Below are 15,236 nucleotides of genomic sequence, written 5' to 3' on the forward strand. Positions count from 1 at the left end.
AACCGGGGCGGGCCACCCGTCACGGTCGCCGCAGCCGTTCGGCGGCGAGCCGGCCCGAGATGAGCACCGGCGGGATCCCGACGCCGGGGGTGGTGCCGCTGCCCGCGAGCACGACGTTGCCGTGCCGGAACGGGAGGTTCCGCGGTCGGAACGGGCCCGTCTGGCCGAGCGTGTGCGCGGCCGAGAACGGGGTGCCCGCGGCCTGGCCGGCGCGGGCCCAGTCGGCGGGCGTCGTCACGGACAGCACCTCGACGCCGGGGTCGAGCAGCTTGCGGGAGACCAGCTCGCCGACGACCTCCTCGGCGTACCGGCGCCCGACGACGTCCCAGCGGATCGGGCCGGTGTCCAGGTTGGGGCACGGCGCGAGCAGGTACTGCAGGTGCCGCCCGGCGGGCGCGAGCCCCGGGTCGGTGAGGGTCGGCGTGGTCAGCAGCAGGGACGGGTCGCCCATCGGGCGCCCGCGGCGGATGATCTCGTCGAACGTCCCCTCCCACTCGCCGCCGAACGAGATCGTGTGGTGGGCCAGGTCGTCCACCACGCGCCGCGCGCCCAGGTGCACCACCACCGCGGACGGCGACCACCGCAGCGGCCGGACCCGGCGCGGTTCGCCGCGCAGCAACCGGGTGCTCCCCGCGGGGCCGGTCGCGAGCACCACGGCGTCGCACGGGAAGCGGTCGGTCGCCGTGCGGACCGCGGTCACGCGCGCGCCGGCGCGTTCCAGCTCCCGCACCCCGGCGCCGTAGTGGAACCGCACGCCCGCCGCCTCCGCCGCGTCCGCGAGCGCCCGGGGCACCGCCCGCATGCCGCCGCGCGGGAACCAGACGCCGGCCACCGCGTCCATGTAGGCGATCACGCCGTACGCCGCGAGCGCGTCGGCCGGCGACACCCCGGCGTAGAGGGCCTGGAACGTGAAGACGCGGCGCAGCCGGTCGTCGTGCACGAACCGGCCCACCGCCCGCGACAGCGACCCGAAGCCGCCGAGCCGGGCGAGCGCGAGGAGGTCGCGGCCGACCAGGTCGAGGGGCGAGTCGAAGGCCGAGCCGATGAACCGGTCGCGCTCCACCCGGTAGAGCCGCGTGAGCCAGGAGCGCAGCGCCCGGTAGCCGCGCGCCTCCCGGTCACCGGCCAGCTCGCGCACCGCCTCCTCCATCGCGGCCGCGTCGGTGTGGACGTCGAGCGTGCTGCCGTCGGCGAACCGCGCCCGGTACGCCGGATGCAGCGGCACCAGGTCGAGGTGGTCGGCCAGCCGCCGGCCGACCGCCGCGAACGCCTCGTCCAGCAGGTCGGGCATGGTCAGCACGGTCGGCCCGGTGTCGATGCGGTGCCCGGCCACGTCCAGCCGGCCCGCCAGTCCGCCGGGGTGGGCGTGCTGCTCCAGCACCGTCACCTCGTGCCCGGCGCCGCGCAGGTGCAGCGCGGCCGACAGACCCGACAGCCCCGCGCCGACCACCACCACCGAATCCGTCCGGCCGCGCACCACGCGCACCACGGTGTCCTCCCCCTCAGCCGTGACGCCGGACGGCGCGGACCGCCAGGCGCCTCAACCGCGCGCGGGCCACCTCGTCCACGTCGGCCCGGTCGAGCGCGGCGAGACCGCTCGCGGTCAGCGCGTCGATGTGCCCCTCCACGGCCTCGACCGCGCCGAGGTCGACCAGCAGCGCCCGTGCGGCGGACACCAGCTCCTCCGTCACCGGCGCGCCGCCGAGGCAGCGCGAGAGCGTCCGCGCCGCGGCGTGGTCGCCCGCCGCCGTGGCGTGCGCCACCGCGAGCGCCATCAGCGGGGTCCGCTTGCCCTCGCGCAGGTCGCCGCCGACGGGCTTGCCGGTCACCCCGCTGTCGCCGAACACGCCGATCAGGTCGTCCCGCAGCTGGAACGCCACGCCGACGTCCTGCCCGAACGCGCGCAGGCACGCGATCACGTCCGGCGGCGCGTCGGCGAGGGCCGCGCCGAGGTGCAGCGGCCGTTCGACGGTGTACGCGGCGGTCTTCAGGGCGGCGACGCGCAACGCGCCCTCGAGCGAACCGTCCCGGCCGGCGGTCGCGCGCAGGTCCAGGTACTGCCCGGCCATCATCTCCGTCCGCATCGCCTGCCACGGCCGCCAGGCCCGTTGCAGGGCCGCCGGGGACAGCCCGGCGGTGACCAGCGCGTCGTCCGCCCAGGCCAGCGCCAGGTCGCCGACCAGGATCGCGGCGCTGTCGCCGTGCCGGCGCGCGCTGCCCGCCCACCGGCGCCGGCGGTGCTGTGCGGCGAACGCCTCGTGCGCCGCCGGCCGGCCCCGCCGGGTCTCCGAGCGGTCCATCACGTCGTCGTGGACGAGCGCGCAGCACTGCAACAGCTCCAACGCCACCAGCGCGCGCACGGTCGCCTCGGCCGCGTCGCCGCGCACCTCGCCACCGGCGGCGCGCCACCCCCACCACGCGAACGCCGGCCGGATCCGCTTGCCGCCGGCCAGGACCAGCGCGTGCAGCTCGTCCACCAGCTCGCGGGCGGCGTCGACCGGCGGGCGGGTCCGGAAGAAGTCGTCGAGCGCGGCCGCGAACCGCGCGGTGAACTCGTCGGGAGCCGGGGACGTGGACGTGCCGGGGTCCAGGTCGGCCAACAGCGACATGCGTCGCCCCCTCGTGGTGTCCGGGATGTCGTGGTTGGAGCTAAGCAGCGCCGCGCGGGGTCCGCACAACGAGCGCACTGGTCATGCGAAGCGACCGGGGCCGACCTAGCGTGAGCGCAGTGCCGTCACGGGAGAGGACGCCGACGCATGTCCGCTGAGCGGGAACTGGATGCCGCCGGCATCACCGAACCGTCGTTGCGCGAGGCGTACCGGCGGTGCCGGGCGCTCAACGCCGCGCACGGCCGGACGTACTACCTCGCCACGCGGATGCTCGGCCCCGGGCAGCGGCCCGCCGTGCACGCGCTGTACGGGTTCGCGCGGTGGGTGGACGACATCGTGGACGACCTCCACAGTGGACTGGAGGAGAAGGTCGCGGGCCTGGCGGCGGCCGACGCCGCCCTCACGTCCGCGCTCACCGATGCCGCCGGCCGACGCGGACCTCGCCGGCGCGCACGGCCGGACCTCGCCGTCCGGACCGATCGCCAACCGGTCACGCCCGCGTCGGACCGCGGCACGGCCGCCGACCGGGTCACGCCCGCGTCGGACCGCGCCGCAGCGGCCGACCGGGTCGTGCCCGCGTCGGACCGCGGCACGGCCGCCGACCCGGTGGTGGCCGCAGGGGACCGGGCGGTCGAGCCGGTCGTGGTCGCGCTCGCCGACACCGTGCGCCGGTACGACATCCCGGCGGAGCACTTCCGCGACTTCCTGGCGTCCATGCGGATGGACCTGACCGTGACCGACTACGCGACGCGGGCCGAGCTGTCCCGGTACGTGCACGGCTCGGCGGCGGTCATCGGCCTTCAGGTGCTGCCGGTGCTCGGCACGGTCGGGCCGAGGGAGGAGGCGGAGCCGGCCGCCGCCGCGCTCGGGATCGCCTTCCAGCTCACCAACTTCCTGCGCGACGTCGGCGAGGACCTCGACCGCGGCCGGGTGTACCTGCCCGCCGACGAGCTGGCCGCGTTCGGCGTGGACCGCGACCGGCTGGCGCACGCGCGGGCCACCGGTCGGGCGGACGACCGGGTCGCGGCGGCGCTGCGCGACCAGGTCGCCCGCGCCCGCGAGGTCTACGCGCGGGCCGTGCCGGGTATCGCGTTGCTCGCGCCCCGGTCGCGGACCTGCGTCAGCACCGCGTACCGGCTGTACGGCCGGATCCTCGACCTGGTCGAGGAGGCCGGCGCCGACGTGCTGTCCCGGCGCGTCGTGGTGTCCCACGGCAGGCGGCTCGCCGTGGCGCTGCCCGCGTTCGCCAAGGCCGTGCTCGCCCGCGCCGCCTGATCCCCGAGGAGAGAGATGCCGAAGCGATTGCCGCTGCGCACCTTCACCAGTCCGGCGTGGTCCAAACAGGAACCGACCTGGCGGGACGCGAAGCCGGCGCTCATCGAGGCCGCGTTGAAACGCGCCACCGCCCGGCCGTCCGGCAACTGGTTCGTCGTCGGCGCGAGCCGCGACGTCGGGCGCGACGCGCCGCTCGGCCGGACCGTCGCCGGGCGCGAGGTCGTGCTGTGGCGCGGACCCGGTGGCGTGCTGCTGGCCGGTCCCGGGGCGTGCCCGCACCTCGGCGCGCCGCTGTGCGACGGCGCGGTCGCCGGCGGGGAGCTGGTCTGCCGCTGGCACGGGCTCGCGCTGGGCGGCGGGCGGTTCGGCGGGTGGAGCCCGTACCCCGCGCACGACGACGGCGTCCTGGTGTGGGTGCGGCTGGACGACGTGGGCGGCGAGGAACCGCTGCCCGAGCCGGTGCTGCCGGCGCGCCCCGCCGGCAGCGCGGTGGACGCGGTCGCGTCCCTGGTCGGCCGCTGCGAGCCGGAGGACGTGGTGGCCAACCGGCTGGACCCGTGGCACGGCGCGTGGTTCCACCCGTACTCGTTCGCGAACCTGCGGGTGCTGGAGACGCCGACCGAGGAGGACGACCGGTTCCTGGTCGAGGTGACGTTCCGGGTCGCGGGCCGGCTCGGCGTGCCGGTGACGGCCGAGTTCGACTGCCCCGAGCCGCGGACGGTCGTCATGCGGATCGTCTCGGGGGAGGGGGAGGGCAGCGTGGTCGAGACCCACGCCACCCCGCTGGACCAGGGCCGGACGGCGGTCGTGGAGGCGACCATCGCGCACTCGGAGCGACGGGGGTTCGCGCTGGTCAGGCACGCCGCACCGGTCATCCGGCCGCTGATGCGCCGGGTCGCCGCGCGGCTGTGGCGCGACGACCTGGCCTACGCCGAGCGCCGGTACGCGCTGCGGGCCAAGGGGTCGTTGCCGGGCTGACGCCGCTCAAGTTGAAGCGATTCTGAGTCGAATTTAGGATGGGTGGACCAGCGTTGTCGACTCGCAGAGGACGTGCGCCATGCCCGAGCTCTCCCGCCTGCCCCGCCCGGTCGCCGAGTCCTGGGACTGGCAGCTGTCCGGCTTGTGCCGCGGCATGGACAGCGCGTACTTCTTCCACACGCCCAACGAACGCGGGTCGGCCCGCGAGCAGCGGGAGGCGGCGGCCAAGGCGATCTGCCAACGCTGCCCGGTGATGCGGCAGTGCCGGGAGCACGCGCTGGAGGTGCACGAGACGTTCGGCATCTGGGGCGGCCTCGGCGAGAGCGAGTTGAGGGCTATGCTCTCCGAGCGCGCCAGGAAGTGAGCGTGCCAGGGAACGGGCCCGGAGTGCGATGAGCTGGACACCCCGCGCGGTCGCGGCGATGCTCGGCATCTCGCCCACCACGCTCCGCACGTGGGACCAGCGCTACGGGCTGGGGCCCTCCGGGCGCACCGCCGGTGGCCACCGCCGCTACCGCGACGACGAGGTCGAGCAGTTGCGGCGCATGGTCGCCCTCACCGCGCGGGGCGTCGCCCCGGCCCAGGCCGCCGAGCAGGCGCGACAGCCGACGACGGCCCGTCCCGAACCGACCCGCCCGGCGCTCACCGCGGCCACCGCCAAGGCGGCCCGGCGCGGTGTCCTCACCGCCGCCGACCGGCTGGACGAGCCGGGGGTGCGCCGGCTCGCGGCCGACCTGATCGGCGCGCACGGCGTCGTGGCGGCGTGGCAGGCGGTGCTGTCGCCGTTCCTGGTCGAGCTGGGCGAACGGGTGCACCGACGCGGCTCGGGCGTCGAGGTCGAGCACGTGGCCAGCACCGGCCTGCTGCACGCGCTGCGCGCGGTGCCGCACGCGGGCGGCACCGGCACGCTGGCCGCCCTGCTGTCGTGCGCGCCGGACGAGCAGCACACGCTGGCGCTGGAGGCGCTGGGCGCGGCGCTGTCCGAGGAGTCCTGCTCGTGGCGCAGCCTCGGGGCGCGGGTCCCGGTGCCCGCGCTGTGCGACGCGCTGGACCGGCTGCGGCCCGCCGTGGCGGTGATCTGGGCGCACCACCCCGACCTGGCCGCCACCGTGCCGATCGAGGACCTGTGCCGCCGCACCACCGCCGTCCTCGCGGTCGCCGGACCGGGCTGGGACGACGTCCCGCTGCCCGACGCCGTGCGCCGGCCGCCCACGTTGCCGGACGCCGTGCGCCTGATCGTGGACCAGGCGCACGTCTAGGGCGCGAGGGACGCCCGAGTGGAGGGCGGTTCCGGACGGGTGATCGTTCACGCCGGCGGTGCGGGATCGCCACGACTCGTCGCCACCTGGCCGCCTCCGGCCACCGCCCGGCGCGGCCCGGTTCCCGGTTGCCGAGGTCCGTTCGGCGGCGGCTTGGTCCCCGGTCGCCTTCCGCTCCCCGCCGGCGCGGCCTTCCCGGCCGCCCACCGCGATCACCGCCCGGGTCGCGCATCCCCCGTCCGGGACGGCGTCCGCCCCCAGCGGCGGGCGACCGCGCGCAGCGCCGGCACTCGGCCGGTGGTCGGCACGCTCCACAAATCGGTCCCCGCCACGCCCCACCGGCCCAGCAGCCGGTTCGCCGCGGCGAACCCCGTGGTCGCCGCCCGTTCCATCAGCGCGACCGGCAGGTCGATGCGCACCAGGTCGCCCGCCAGCACGAGGAAGTCGTCCGGGGTCCGCACGGTCGGCCGGTGGGCGAACCCGCCCGCCGGGAACAGCGGGCAGTCGGCCCGCAGCTCGTGCCGCTCGTCCACGACGACGGCCCGCTTGGTCTCCGGGTAGACCTCGGTCAGCGACTCCCACAGCCGGGCCCGGGGATCGGGCTCGTCCGCGGGCAGCGCGTACCCGTGCAGCTCCACCACCGAGCCGCCGGTGCGCGCGGCCCACGCCCGCGCCTCGTGCTCGTAGTGGTCCAGCACGCTCACGTTGTCCAGCAAGCCGTAGCCGCTCGTGCCCAGGAACCCCGGCCGGTCCGGATCCACCGGCCGGTCGAGCCAGTACCGCGACACCAGGAACGGCGGCGCGGTCCGCAGCGCGGCGATCCGCGCCCGCCAGGCCGCATCGCCCAGCCGGGGCGACGCGGCGACGACGCGGCGCAGCCCCGGCACGTCCGCGGCCAGCACGACGGCGTCCGCGTCGAGCCGGTCGCCGCCCACCTCCACCGCGAACCGCCTGGCCCCGCCCGGTTGCACGGACCGCACCTCGACGCCCCGGCGCACGTCCACCCCCAGCGCGGCGAGGTGGCGGCCCAGCGGTTCCCACAGGCCGTGCGGGAACGGGTCGGCGGCGACGTCGAACAGCAGGCCCTCCGCCGAGCCGAGGAAGTAGACGTGGAACATCAGCGCCAGCTCGGCCGCCGACATGTGGCCCGGGTGGGCGAAGAAGCTGCGGGAGAACACCTCGAACGCCAGCGCGTGCGCGGACTCGGGGAAGCGGATCCGCTCCAGGTACGTCGCCGCGTCCAGCCCGTCCAGCTCCCGGTAGACGCCCGGCACCGACACGTCCAGCAGCGGCAACGCCGCCCGCGCGTCCACCGACCGCAGGTCCGGCCAGCGGAACGTCGGGCTGCGGCGCAGGAAGGCCAGCGCGTTCCAGGGCGGGGTCGTGGGGAGCCCGGCGAACCCGTCGCGGTGGCCGCCGGGGTGCCACAGCGGGTAGTCCGGCAGGCCGACCAGCGCCCGGCCGCCGGGGTCGACCCGGCGCAGCAACGCGCGCAGGTTGTAGTACTGCCGGAAGAACGCGTGGAAGCCGCGGGTCATGGTGACCCGGCTGCCGTCCGCGAGTTCGGTGGGCCAGCCGCCCACCCGCCCGCCGAGGTGCTCCTCGCGCTCGCACACGACGACCCGCGCGCCGCGCTCGCCGAGGATCGTCGCGGCGGCCAGCCCGGCGATGCCCGCGCCGACCACGACCACCGTCGGCACGTCCCCCTCGAACCGCGTGCGACCGGCGGGACCCACGACCCGCACGGCCTTGCGGTCGATCACCGCTGCCCGGCCGGGTCGGCGAAGGTGCGCGCCACGCCGAGCCGCCGCCCCGGCGCGCGACCGACTGAGGCGGACCACCGCTTGGCCCGCGCGAGCAACCCGGCGGTCAACCGCGTCATGCGCACCCCTTCCGTCTTCGCTGTCCCGACCGTAGGAGGGCGCGGGCCGGTCCGCATGACGGATGCCCCGCGGGCGAACGGCAGACCGCGCGGGTGTGAATCCTTGGCACACTGGGCGACACACCGTTGCCGTCCGCCACCGGTTCGGGTTCCAGCTGATCACCGTCGATCACTCGGAGGACACGACCATGTCCGTCTCCCGGTTGCTCCCCGCACTGGCCATCGCCGCCGCGTTCGCCGCCGCGCCCGCCTCCGCCTCATCCGCCGCAGCGGCCCCGGCCGCCACCGCCGACCTGACCATCACCGTCCACGACCCCCTCGGCTCGGCCGTCCGCCAGTACCAGCTCACCTGCGACCCGGACGGCGGCACGCACCCCCGGCCCAAGGCGGCCTGCGAGGCGATCCGCACGACCCCGGAGGCGGTCAAGCCCGTGCCGCCGACGACGAACTGCCGCGACGTCGTCTACGGCCCGGAACGCGCCAAGGTCTCCGGTCTGCTGTTCGGCGTCCCCGTGACCGCCGAGTTCCGCCGCACCGACTCCTGCGAGGAGGCCCGGTGGCAGGCGTGGCTGCCGGTCTGGGGCTGAGCGGCACCGCGCCGGCGACCGCTCTAGCGTGACCGCATGAGAATCCTGCTCGTCGGAGCCGGCGGCACGCTCGGCTCGGCCGTCCACACCGCCCTCGCCGGACGCGGCCACGAGGTCGTCACCGTCGGCCGCTCCAGCGGCGACCTCCGCTACGACGTCGCCGACCCGGCCCAGGTCACCGAGCTGTACGACCGCGTCGGCCGGGTCGACGCGGTGGTCGGCGCGGCGGGCGACGTGCCGTGGAAGCCGATCACCGAGATGACCGCGGCCGACTACGAGGCCGGGTTCCGGGGCAAGGTGCTGAGCCAGGTCGAACTGGTCCGGCAGGGCATCGGCCGGGTCGCCGAACGCGGCTCGTTCACCCTGATCACGGGTGTGCTGGCGCGCGAACCCGTCCCGTCCGGCAGCGCGTCGTCCCTGGCCAACGGCGCGGTGGAGGCGTTCGTGCGGGCGGCGGCCGTCGAGATCGCGCCTCTGCGGGTCAACGCGGTCAGCCCGACCGTCTTCACCGAGAGCCTGGACGACTACGGCGACTTCTTCCCCGGCATGGCCCCGGTCGACCTGGCCGACGTCGCACGGGCCTACGTCAGGTCGGTCGAGGGCGCGCAAACCGGTCAGGTCTACGTGCCGTAGCGCCTGGTAGACGACGTGCTCGCCGCCGTCCACGACCCGCCTTGCTCACCCCGTGGTCGATCGACGACCCGCCCGCGCGGTAGCCGGAGGTAGGCGAGCTTCGATCATGCGCAAGCAGCGCCGCCGCACCGGCCCCCGACCCGCGCCGGAGGCCGGGGAACCGGTGTACGGCGGATCCGTCCTACCGCGATTGGAGCGCGTCCACCGCCACGGCCTGCGCGATCACCAGGCGGCGGTCGACGTGCGGGTCGGCGATCCGGATCAGGTAGTGGTCCCGCACCCAGGTCTTCTTGTCGACGCTGAACACGGGCTGCCCGCCGCGCACGAAGTCGAAGTGGTAGCGGAACGGGAACGGCACGTTGTTCACGAACGGCAGGAAGCCCCACACCCGGCGCAGGATCGCGAGGCCCGCGTTGCGCTCGCTGCCGGTGGCCGTCGGCGCGCCCGGCTGGTCGAGGTGCCAGGTGGAGTTGGTCAGCGACTTGCCGAAGTCCTTGCGGAACTGGCCGATGGGCCGCCCGGCCCCGTCCGTCACGTCGTAGCCGCTGCCCAGGTCGATCACCTTGCGCGCGCGGAACCCGGCGAGCACCTGGCCCTTGCCGGCGTCGGTGTAGATGGTCACCTGCTCCTTGAACGCCATCCGCTTCTGCTCGACGAACGCGACGAGCGGGCCGGGCTCGCCGTTGTCGTCGGCGAAGACCTCGTAGCGGTTCACCATGAAGGTGACCTTCTGGTGCATGTGCAGCGCGTTCGTCGCCTGCGAGAGCATCATCGTCCCCCTGCGCTCCGGTTGGCCCGCAGTCTCTCACTCGTCCGGGTTATTCCGGTGGTCGGGACTCCTCCGGCGAAAGCCATGCTCACCCGTTTGTCGGACACCACTGGGCGTTGCGCTGAGTAATTTCCTCCTCACGGACCCTGCCATTGATCGACCCACGAAAGGTGGAAGATCATGAACCGTGCTGTGCAACGGCTCGTCACCCTCGCGAGCGCGTTGACGTTGTCGCTGATCAGCGTCCAGCCGGCCCAAGCCGTCGCACCCGGCGGGTACTGGACCCCGGAGCGGATGCGCGCCGCCGTCCCGCTCGACCTGCGCGCGGCCTCCGCCTCGGCACTGCGCGCCGACGTGCCGGCGGGCGAACCCGTCACCATCGCACCGCTGGCCATCCCCAACGGCGGCAGCGCGTGGACCGGCGGCGGCAGGGTCGTCTCGACGGCCGGCCGGGTGTTCTTCACCTACCAGGGCCGCAACGCCTCGTGCAGCGGCAACGCCGTCACCAGCGGGAACAAGAGCACGGTCATCACGGCCGGGCACTGCGTGAAGCTCGACGGCGCGTACCACACCAACGTCGCGTTCGTCCCGGCCTACGACAACGGCAACGCCCCGTACGGCACGTGGACCGCCCGCGCCACGTTCGCCACACCGCAGTGGCACGCGAGCGAGGACATCAACTACGACATCGGCGCGATCGTCGTCAACCAGCTCAACGGGCAGAGCCTCACCGACGTCGTCGGCGCGCAGGGCATCGCGTTCAACCAGACGCGCGCCGCCGACATGTACGCGTTCGGCTACCCGGCCGCCGCGCCCTACGACGGCACGAAGCTCGTCTACTGCAGCGGGCGGACGTTCAACGCGTTCCTCAGCAACGGCATCGGCATGACGTGCGACATGACCGGCGGCGCCAGCGGCGGTCCGTGGTTCCGCTCGTTCTCCGAGGCCACGGGCACCGGCACGGTCAACTCGGTGAACAGCTACAAGATCAACCTGATCCCGACCTGGATGTTCGGCCCGTACTTCGGCGCCGACGCCCAGAACCTCTACAACCAGGCCCAGGCCGCCTGATCGCGGGGCGGTCGTGGTCCGGTCGCCGGACCACGACCGCCTTCCCGGGACCGTGGTTTGAGCGGGACGGCGAACGGGCACCTGTGGGTGTCCCTGCGTCCCCGACCGGAGGGTGTGCCGGTGTCGCTCCCCACCAGTGACGAACTCCTGGCCGGGCGGTACGTGCTGGGCGAGACGCTGGGCTTCGGCGGTATGGCCGAGGTGCGGCGCGGATGGGACACGGTGCTGCGGCGGGAGGTCGCGGTCAAGCTGTTCCGGCCCAACGCCGACATGGACGCGGCGCGGCGCTTCGACAACGAGGCCCGCACGCTCGCCCGGCTGTCCCACCCCGGCCTGGTGTCCGTGCACGACGCCGGTGACGGCGACGGCACGCCGTTCGTGGTGCTGCGACTGGTGGAGGGTCGCACGCTGCGCGGCCGGATCACCGACGGGCCGCTGTCGGTGGCGGAGGTGCGGGAGCTGGGCGCGCGGCTGGCCGACGCGCTGGCCTACGTGCACGAGCAGGGCGTGGTGCACCGGGACGTCAAGCCGTCCAACATCCTGCTCGACGTCCACGGGACGCCCCACCTGGCCGACTTCGGGCTGGCGCACCTCGCGGGCGCGACCCGGTTCACCCGCACCGACCAGCTGGTCGGCACCGCCGCCTACCTGGCTCCGGAACAGGTGCGCGGGGGCGACGTGGGCCCGCCCGCCGACGTCTACTCGTTCGGCCTGGTGCTGCTGGAGTGCCTGACCGGTCGCCGCGAGTACACGGGCGGCGACGTCGAGGCGGCGGTCGCCAGGCTGCACCGGCCGCCGTCCGTGCCCGCCGACCTGCCCGCCGACCTGGTGCGCCTGCTGTCGTTGATGACCGCCCTGTCGGCCCGTCGCCGACCGACCGCCCGCGAGTGCGCCGAGGTGCTGCGGACGGGCGAGGTGCCCGCCGGTCTCGCGGCGGTCGGAGCGGACGACCCGACGCCCGACCCGGACGACCGCACCCTCGACGTGGACGACCGGACGCTCGACGTGGAGGACGCGACGCTCGACGTGGACGACCGGACGCCGGACGTCGTGCCGGCGCCGCGCCGGGAGGTGCCGGTGAAGGCGCTGGTCGCGTCGGCGGCGGGGTTGCTCGGCGCGGTGGGCGTCGCCTGGGCGCTGGTGCCGGGCCCCGCGCCCGCCACGTCCTCGCCCGCGCCGTCCTCGACGCCCGTCGTCGAGCGCACGACACCCCCGGCCGACCCGCCCGAGCAGGTCGTGATCGCGACCACCACCGTCGCGCCGCCCGTCGCGGAGGACGTGCGGCCCGCCGGTCCCGGCCCGAAACCCGACCACGCCCACAAGGGCAAGGGGAGCGAGAAGGGCAAGGGACCGGGCAAGGGCAAGCCCTGACCCGCGGACCCCCGGGAGGTGGGCCGCCCCGCCGGCCCCGTCCGCGAGCCGCCGGAGTGGTGGCGGTGGTGCTCCCACGCACGAGCCGCCCCGCTCGAACGGCTGCCCGGCGGTCTACCGGCGGAACAGCGCGGTCCTCACGTCGGTGGCCCGAGGTCGGCGAGCTTGCGCTCCAGCACCGCCCGTTCCCGCTCGTTGCCGCACCGCCGCACGGCCAGCTCCAGGTCGACCCGCGCCTCGTCCGGCCGACCCAGGCGGATCAGCAGCTCGCCGCGCACGCTCGGCAGCAGGTACGAGTTCGCCAACGCGCCTGCGCCCGCCAGGTCGTCCACGATCGGCAGCGCCGCGGCCGGTCCGCGCGCCATCGAGACCGCCACCGCCCGGTTGAGGTCGACCACCGGCGACGGCGCGAGCCGGCCGAGCGCCTCGTACAGCAGCACGATCCGCTCCCAGTTCGTCTCCGCCACCGACGGGGCGACGGCGTGGCACTCGGCGATCGCCGCCTGCAGGCCGTACGCGCCCAGCCCGCGGCCCACCTGCCCGGCCCGCGCCAGCGCCGCACGTCCCCGCCGGATCGCCGACCGGTCCCAGCGCCGCCGGTCCTGGTGCTCCAGCAACACGGCCTCGCCGTCCGGGCCGGTGCGCGCCGGGAACCGCGCCGCGGTCAGCTCCAGCAACGCCAGCAGGCCGAGCACCTCGGGCTGGTCGGGCACCAACCGGCTCAGCACGCGGGCCAGGCGCTGGGCCTCGCCCGCGAGGTCGAACCGGATCAGCTCGTCGCCGGAGCCGGCCGTGGACCCCTCGGTGAAGATCACGTAGATCACGTTGAGCACCGACCCCAGCCGGGCCGCCCGCTCCTGCGCCGGCGGCACCCCGAACGGCACCCTGGCCGCCCCGAGCGTCTTCTTCGCCCGGGTGATCCGCGCCTGCACGGTCGCAGTCGGCACCAGGCACGCCCGGGCGATCTCGTCGCTGGTCAGACCGCCGACCACGCGCAGCGTCAACGCCACCCGGGCCTCCCGCGACAGCACGGGGTGGCACGAGATGAACATCAGCGCCAGCACGTCGTCGTCGATCCGGTCCGGGTCCCACAGCACGTCGTCGGCCGCGGTGGGCGCACCGCCGGAGGTGGCGTCGCCCTCGCCCAGGTCGTGCGCGAGGGCGGCGTACCTCTCGTCCAGCGCGGAGCGCCGGCGGAACGCGTCGATCGCGCGCCGCCGGCCGACGGTGAGCAGCCACCCCGCGGGGTTGGCCGGCACGCCGTCGCGCGGCCAGCCCACCAGCGCCTCGGCCAACGCCTCCTGCGCCAGGTCCTCGGCCAGCGCGAAATCGCCGGTGTAGCGCGCGAGCGCACCGACGATCCGCGCCGACTCGATCCGCCAGACCGCCGCGACCGCGGCGCGACCCGTCGGGTCGCTCGCCGACCCCGTCAGAGCTGGCCGGTGGCTTCCCGCCACGCCCGCTCCTTCCGGATCCACTCGTTGTCCTGCGGGAACTCGTCGATCGAGGTCACCCGACGGATCTCGGTCTTGAACCCGGGACCGCTGATCGGCGACCGCCTGGCCCACTCGACGGCCTCTTCCTTCGACGCCACGTTGAGGATGTAGAAGCCGTTGAACAGCTCCTTCGTCTCCCCGTACGGGCCGTCGGTCACGACGGGCGGCTCCGACGAGTAGTCCACCACCACGCCCTCGGCGGCGTCGGCGAGACCCTCGGCGGCCACCAGCACGCCCGCGCGGATCAGCTCGTCGTTGTACTTGCCGACCGTCTCCAGCATCCGGTCGAAGTCGATCTCGCCCATCGCCGCGAACGCCTCGTCGGTCGCGCGCATGATCAGCATGTACTTCATCGTCCGGTCTCCCTGACCTCGTCCGGGCCGTCTTCCCGGCCCGCTCACCCACAGGTCGAACGGACCCGGCCGTGGATCGACACACCCGCCGAACTTTTTTCCGCGGGCGCCGGCAGCCTACTTCGGACGGCCACTGAGGAGGGTGCGATGCGGGAGATCGGGGCACGTCGGTGTGCCCCTCACGCCGGTGTGAGGGGCACACCGACGTGCGTCAGGGGGTGCGGCAGGACACGGTCGGGGCGCGCCACTGGCCGTTGGCCATGACGGTGAAACCGAACGTGGTGCTCGCACCGGCGGCCAGGCTGCCGTTGCCGTTGGGCTTCATGGTCATCACGTTGCCGCTGGAGTCCCAGCTCGGCGTGCCGTTCCAGGTCGCCGACACCTTCTGCGGCGAGGTGACGGTGACGGTCGCGGTCCAGCTGCTGATCGGCGCCGACCCGGCGCGGATCGTGACCTCGCCGTTGAACCGGTCACCCCACCGCTGGCTCTCGCGGTAGGTCGCGGTGCACGAGCCGGTTCCCGGCTGGGACGAGGTCGTGGTCGTCGTCGTGGTGGTGGTCGGGGTGTCGGTGGGTGCGACGGCGCGGCCGGTGGTGGGGGAGATCATGCCGGTGCAGAGGTTGCGGGAGGCGAGGTTGGCGGCGATCTGGGGGATGGCGTTGATGGTGGTCTGGTAGCCGTCGTGCATGAGGATGACGCCGCCGTTCTGCAGGGTGGAGGCGGCTTGGACGATCTGGGCGGTGCTGGCGTTGTTCCAGTCCTGGGAGTCGACGTTCCAGAGGACTTCGGTGAGTCCGAACTGGGCCTGGACGGCTTTGAGGGTGTTGTTGGTCTCGCCGTAGGGGGGTCGGAAAAGTTTGGGTGCGGTGCCGGTGGCGTTCTGGATCGCCTGTTGGGTCTGGGAGATCTCGGTGGTCATCTGGGCTTGGTTGAGTTGGGTCATGTGGGGGTGG

Annotated in this window: 16 protein-coding genes; 8 read left to right on the forward strand and 8 right to left on the reverse strand. The window is 74.8% G+C overall.

Annotated elements, in window-relative coordinates; all coding sequences use genetic code 11:
* Window positions 1–19 precede the first annotated feature (19 nt).
* Window positions 20–1,486 (reverse strand): phytoene desaturase family protein, encoded by a 1,467-nt coding sequence (gene crtI / locus ACWEFJ_RS32880; RefSeq protein ID WP_449716130.1) that lies wholly within the window; start codon window positions 1,484–1,486, stop codon window positions 20–22.
* Window positions 1,487–1,502: 16 nt separating this feature from the next.
* On the reverse strand, window positions 1,503–2,609 hold the full coding sequence (locus ACWEFJ_RS32885; protein WP_449716121.1) for a polyprenyl synthetase family protein: 1,107 nt from the start codon (window positions 2,607–2,609) through the stop codon (window positions 1,503–1,505).
* 147 nt (window positions 2,610–2,756) lie between these two features.
* On the opposite strand from ACWEFJ_RS32885, the gene ACWEFJ_RS32890 reads away from it, so the two are divergent.
* The 4 genes from ACWEFJ_RS32890 to ACWEFJ_RS32905 all read left to right on the forward strand — a co-directional run bounded on the left by ACWEFJ_RS32890 (window position 2,757) and on the right by ACWEFJ_RS32905 (window position 6,121).
* The gene (locus tag ACWEFJ_RS32890; RefSeq protein ID WP_449716122.1) at window positions 2,757–3,884 is read left to right on the forward strand and encodes a phytoene/squalene synthase family protein; all 1,128 of its coding nucleotides are present in this window, start codon (window positions 2,757–2,759) and stop codon (window positions 3,882–3,884) included.
* A 15-nt stretch (window positions 3,885–3,899) separates the two neighbouring features.
* On the forward strand, window positions 3,900–4,862 hold the full coding sequence (locus ACWEFJ_RS32895; protein ID WP_449716123.1) for a DUF5914 domain-containing protein: 963 nt from the start codon (window positions 3,900–3,902) through the stop codon (window positions 4,860–4,862).
* 79 nt (window positions 4,863–4,941) lie between these two features.
* Window positions 4,942–5,226 carry a WhiB family transcriptional regulator gene (locus ACWEFJ_RS32900; RefSeq protein ID WP_378090752.1) on the forward strand — a complete coding sequence of 95 codons (285 nt, stop codon included), beginning with the start codon at window positions 4,942–4,944 and terminating at the stop codon, window positions 5,224–5,226.
* 28 nt (window positions 5,227–5,254) lie between these two features.
* Window positions 5,255–6,121 carry a MerR family transcriptional regulator gene (locus ACWEFJ_RS32905; protein WP_378090753.1) on the forward strand — a complete coding sequence of 289 codons (867 nt, stop codon included), beginning with the start codon at window positions 5,255–5,257 and terminating at the stop codon, window positions 6,119–6,121.
* A 212-nt stretch (window positions 6,122–6,333) separates the two neighbouring features.
* Here the strand turns inward: ACWEFJ_RS32905 and ACWEFJ_RS32910 are convergent, their stop codons facing one another.
* Both ACWEFJ_RS32910 and ACWEFJ_RS32915 read right to left on the reverse strand, forming a co-directional pair.
* A complete protein-coding gene (locus ACWEFJ_RS32910) occupies window positions 6,334–7,884 on the reverse strand; it encodes an FAD-dependent oxidoreductase (RefSeq protein WP_449716124.1) in 1,551 nt (516 codons plus the stop codon).
* Window positions 7,881–8,003 carry a hypothetical protein gene (locus ACWEFJ_RS32915; RefSeq protein ID WP_449716125.1) on the reverse strand — a complete coding sequence of 41 codons (123 nt, stop codon included), beginning with the start codon at window positions 8,001–8,003 and terminating at the stop codon, window positions 7,881–7,883. Before ACWEFJ_RS32915 ends, ACWEFJ_RS32910 begins: the two co-directional genes overlap by 4 nt.
* Before the next feature lie 188 nt (window positions 8,004–8,191).
* On the opposite strand from ACWEFJ_RS32915, the gene ACWEFJ_RS32920 reads away from it, so the two are divergent.
* Together ACWEFJ_RS32920 and ACWEFJ_RS32925 are read left to right on the forward strand one after the other, a co-directional pair.
* Entirely contained in the window at window positions 8,192–8,590 is a 399-nt protein-coding gene (locus tag ACWEFJ_RS32920) for an SSI family serine proteinase inhibitor (RefSeq protein ID WP_449716126.1), read from the forward strand.
* 36 nt (window positions 8,591–8,626) lie between these two features.
* Window positions 8,627–9,223 carry a short chain dehydrogenase gene (locus ACWEFJ_RS32925; RefSeq protein WP_378090757.1) on the forward strand — a complete coding sequence of 199 codons (597 nt, stop codon included), beginning with the start codon at window positions 8,627–8,629 and terminating at the stop codon, window positions 9,221–9,223.
* 181 nt (window positions 9,224–9,404) lie between these two features.
* On the opposite strand, the gene ACWEFJ_RS32930 is transcribed toward ACWEFJ_RS32925, so the two are convergent.
* On the reverse strand, window positions 9,405–9,995 hold the full coding sequence (locus ACWEFJ_RS32930) for a hypothetical protein (RefSeq protein WP_449716127.1): 591 nt from the start codon (window positions 9,993–9,995) through the stop codon (window positions 9,405–9,407).
* 177 nt (window positions 9,996–10,172) lie between these two features.
* Between ACWEFJ_RS32930 and ACWEFJ_RS32935 the strand changes: the two genes are divergently transcribed.
* On the forward strand, window positions 10,173–11,063 hold the full coding sequence (locus tag ACWEFJ_RS32935; RefSeq protein WP_378090786.1) for a trypsin-like serine peptidase: 891 nt from the start codon (window positions 10,173–10,175) through the stop codon (window positions 11,061–11,063).
* Between the two features lie 120 nt (window positions 11,064–11,183).
* On the forward strand, window positions 11,184–12,434 hold the full coding sequence (locus tag ACWEFJ_RS32940; protein ID WP_449716128.1) for a protein kinase domain-containing protein: 1,251 nt from the start codon (window positions 11,184–11,186) through the stop codon (window positions 12,432–12,434).
* 137 nt (window positions 12,435–12,571) lie between these two features.
* Here the strand turns inward: ACWEFJ_RS32940 and ACWEFJ_RS32945 are convergent, their stop codons facing one another.
* From ACWEFJ_RS32945 to ACWEFJ_RS32955, 3 genes are all read right to left on the reverse strand, one after another.
* On the reverse strand, window positions 12,572–13,867 hold the full coding sequence (locus ACWEFJ_RS32945) for an RNA polymerase sigma factor (protein WP_449716131.1): 1,296 nt from the start codon (window positions 13,865–13,867) through the stop codon (window positions 12,572–12,574).
* Window positions 13,864–14,283, reverse strand: coding sequence for a YciI family protein (locus ACWEFJ_RS32950; protein WP_378090760.1), 420 nt, complete (start codon window positions 14,281–14,283; stop codon window positions 13,864–13,866). The genes ACWEFJ_RS32945 and ACWEFJ_RS32950 overlap by 4 nt, the downstream gene beginning before the upstream one ends.
* 211 nt (window positions 14,284–14,494) lie before the next feature.
* Window positions 14,495–15,236: polysaccharide deacetylase family protein (locus tag ACWEFJ_RS32955; RefSeq protein ID WP_449716129.1), on the reverse strand; the 742-nt coding region annotated here is incomplete at its 5' end.

Source organism: Actinosynnema sp. NPDC004786, from assembly GCF_053601135.1.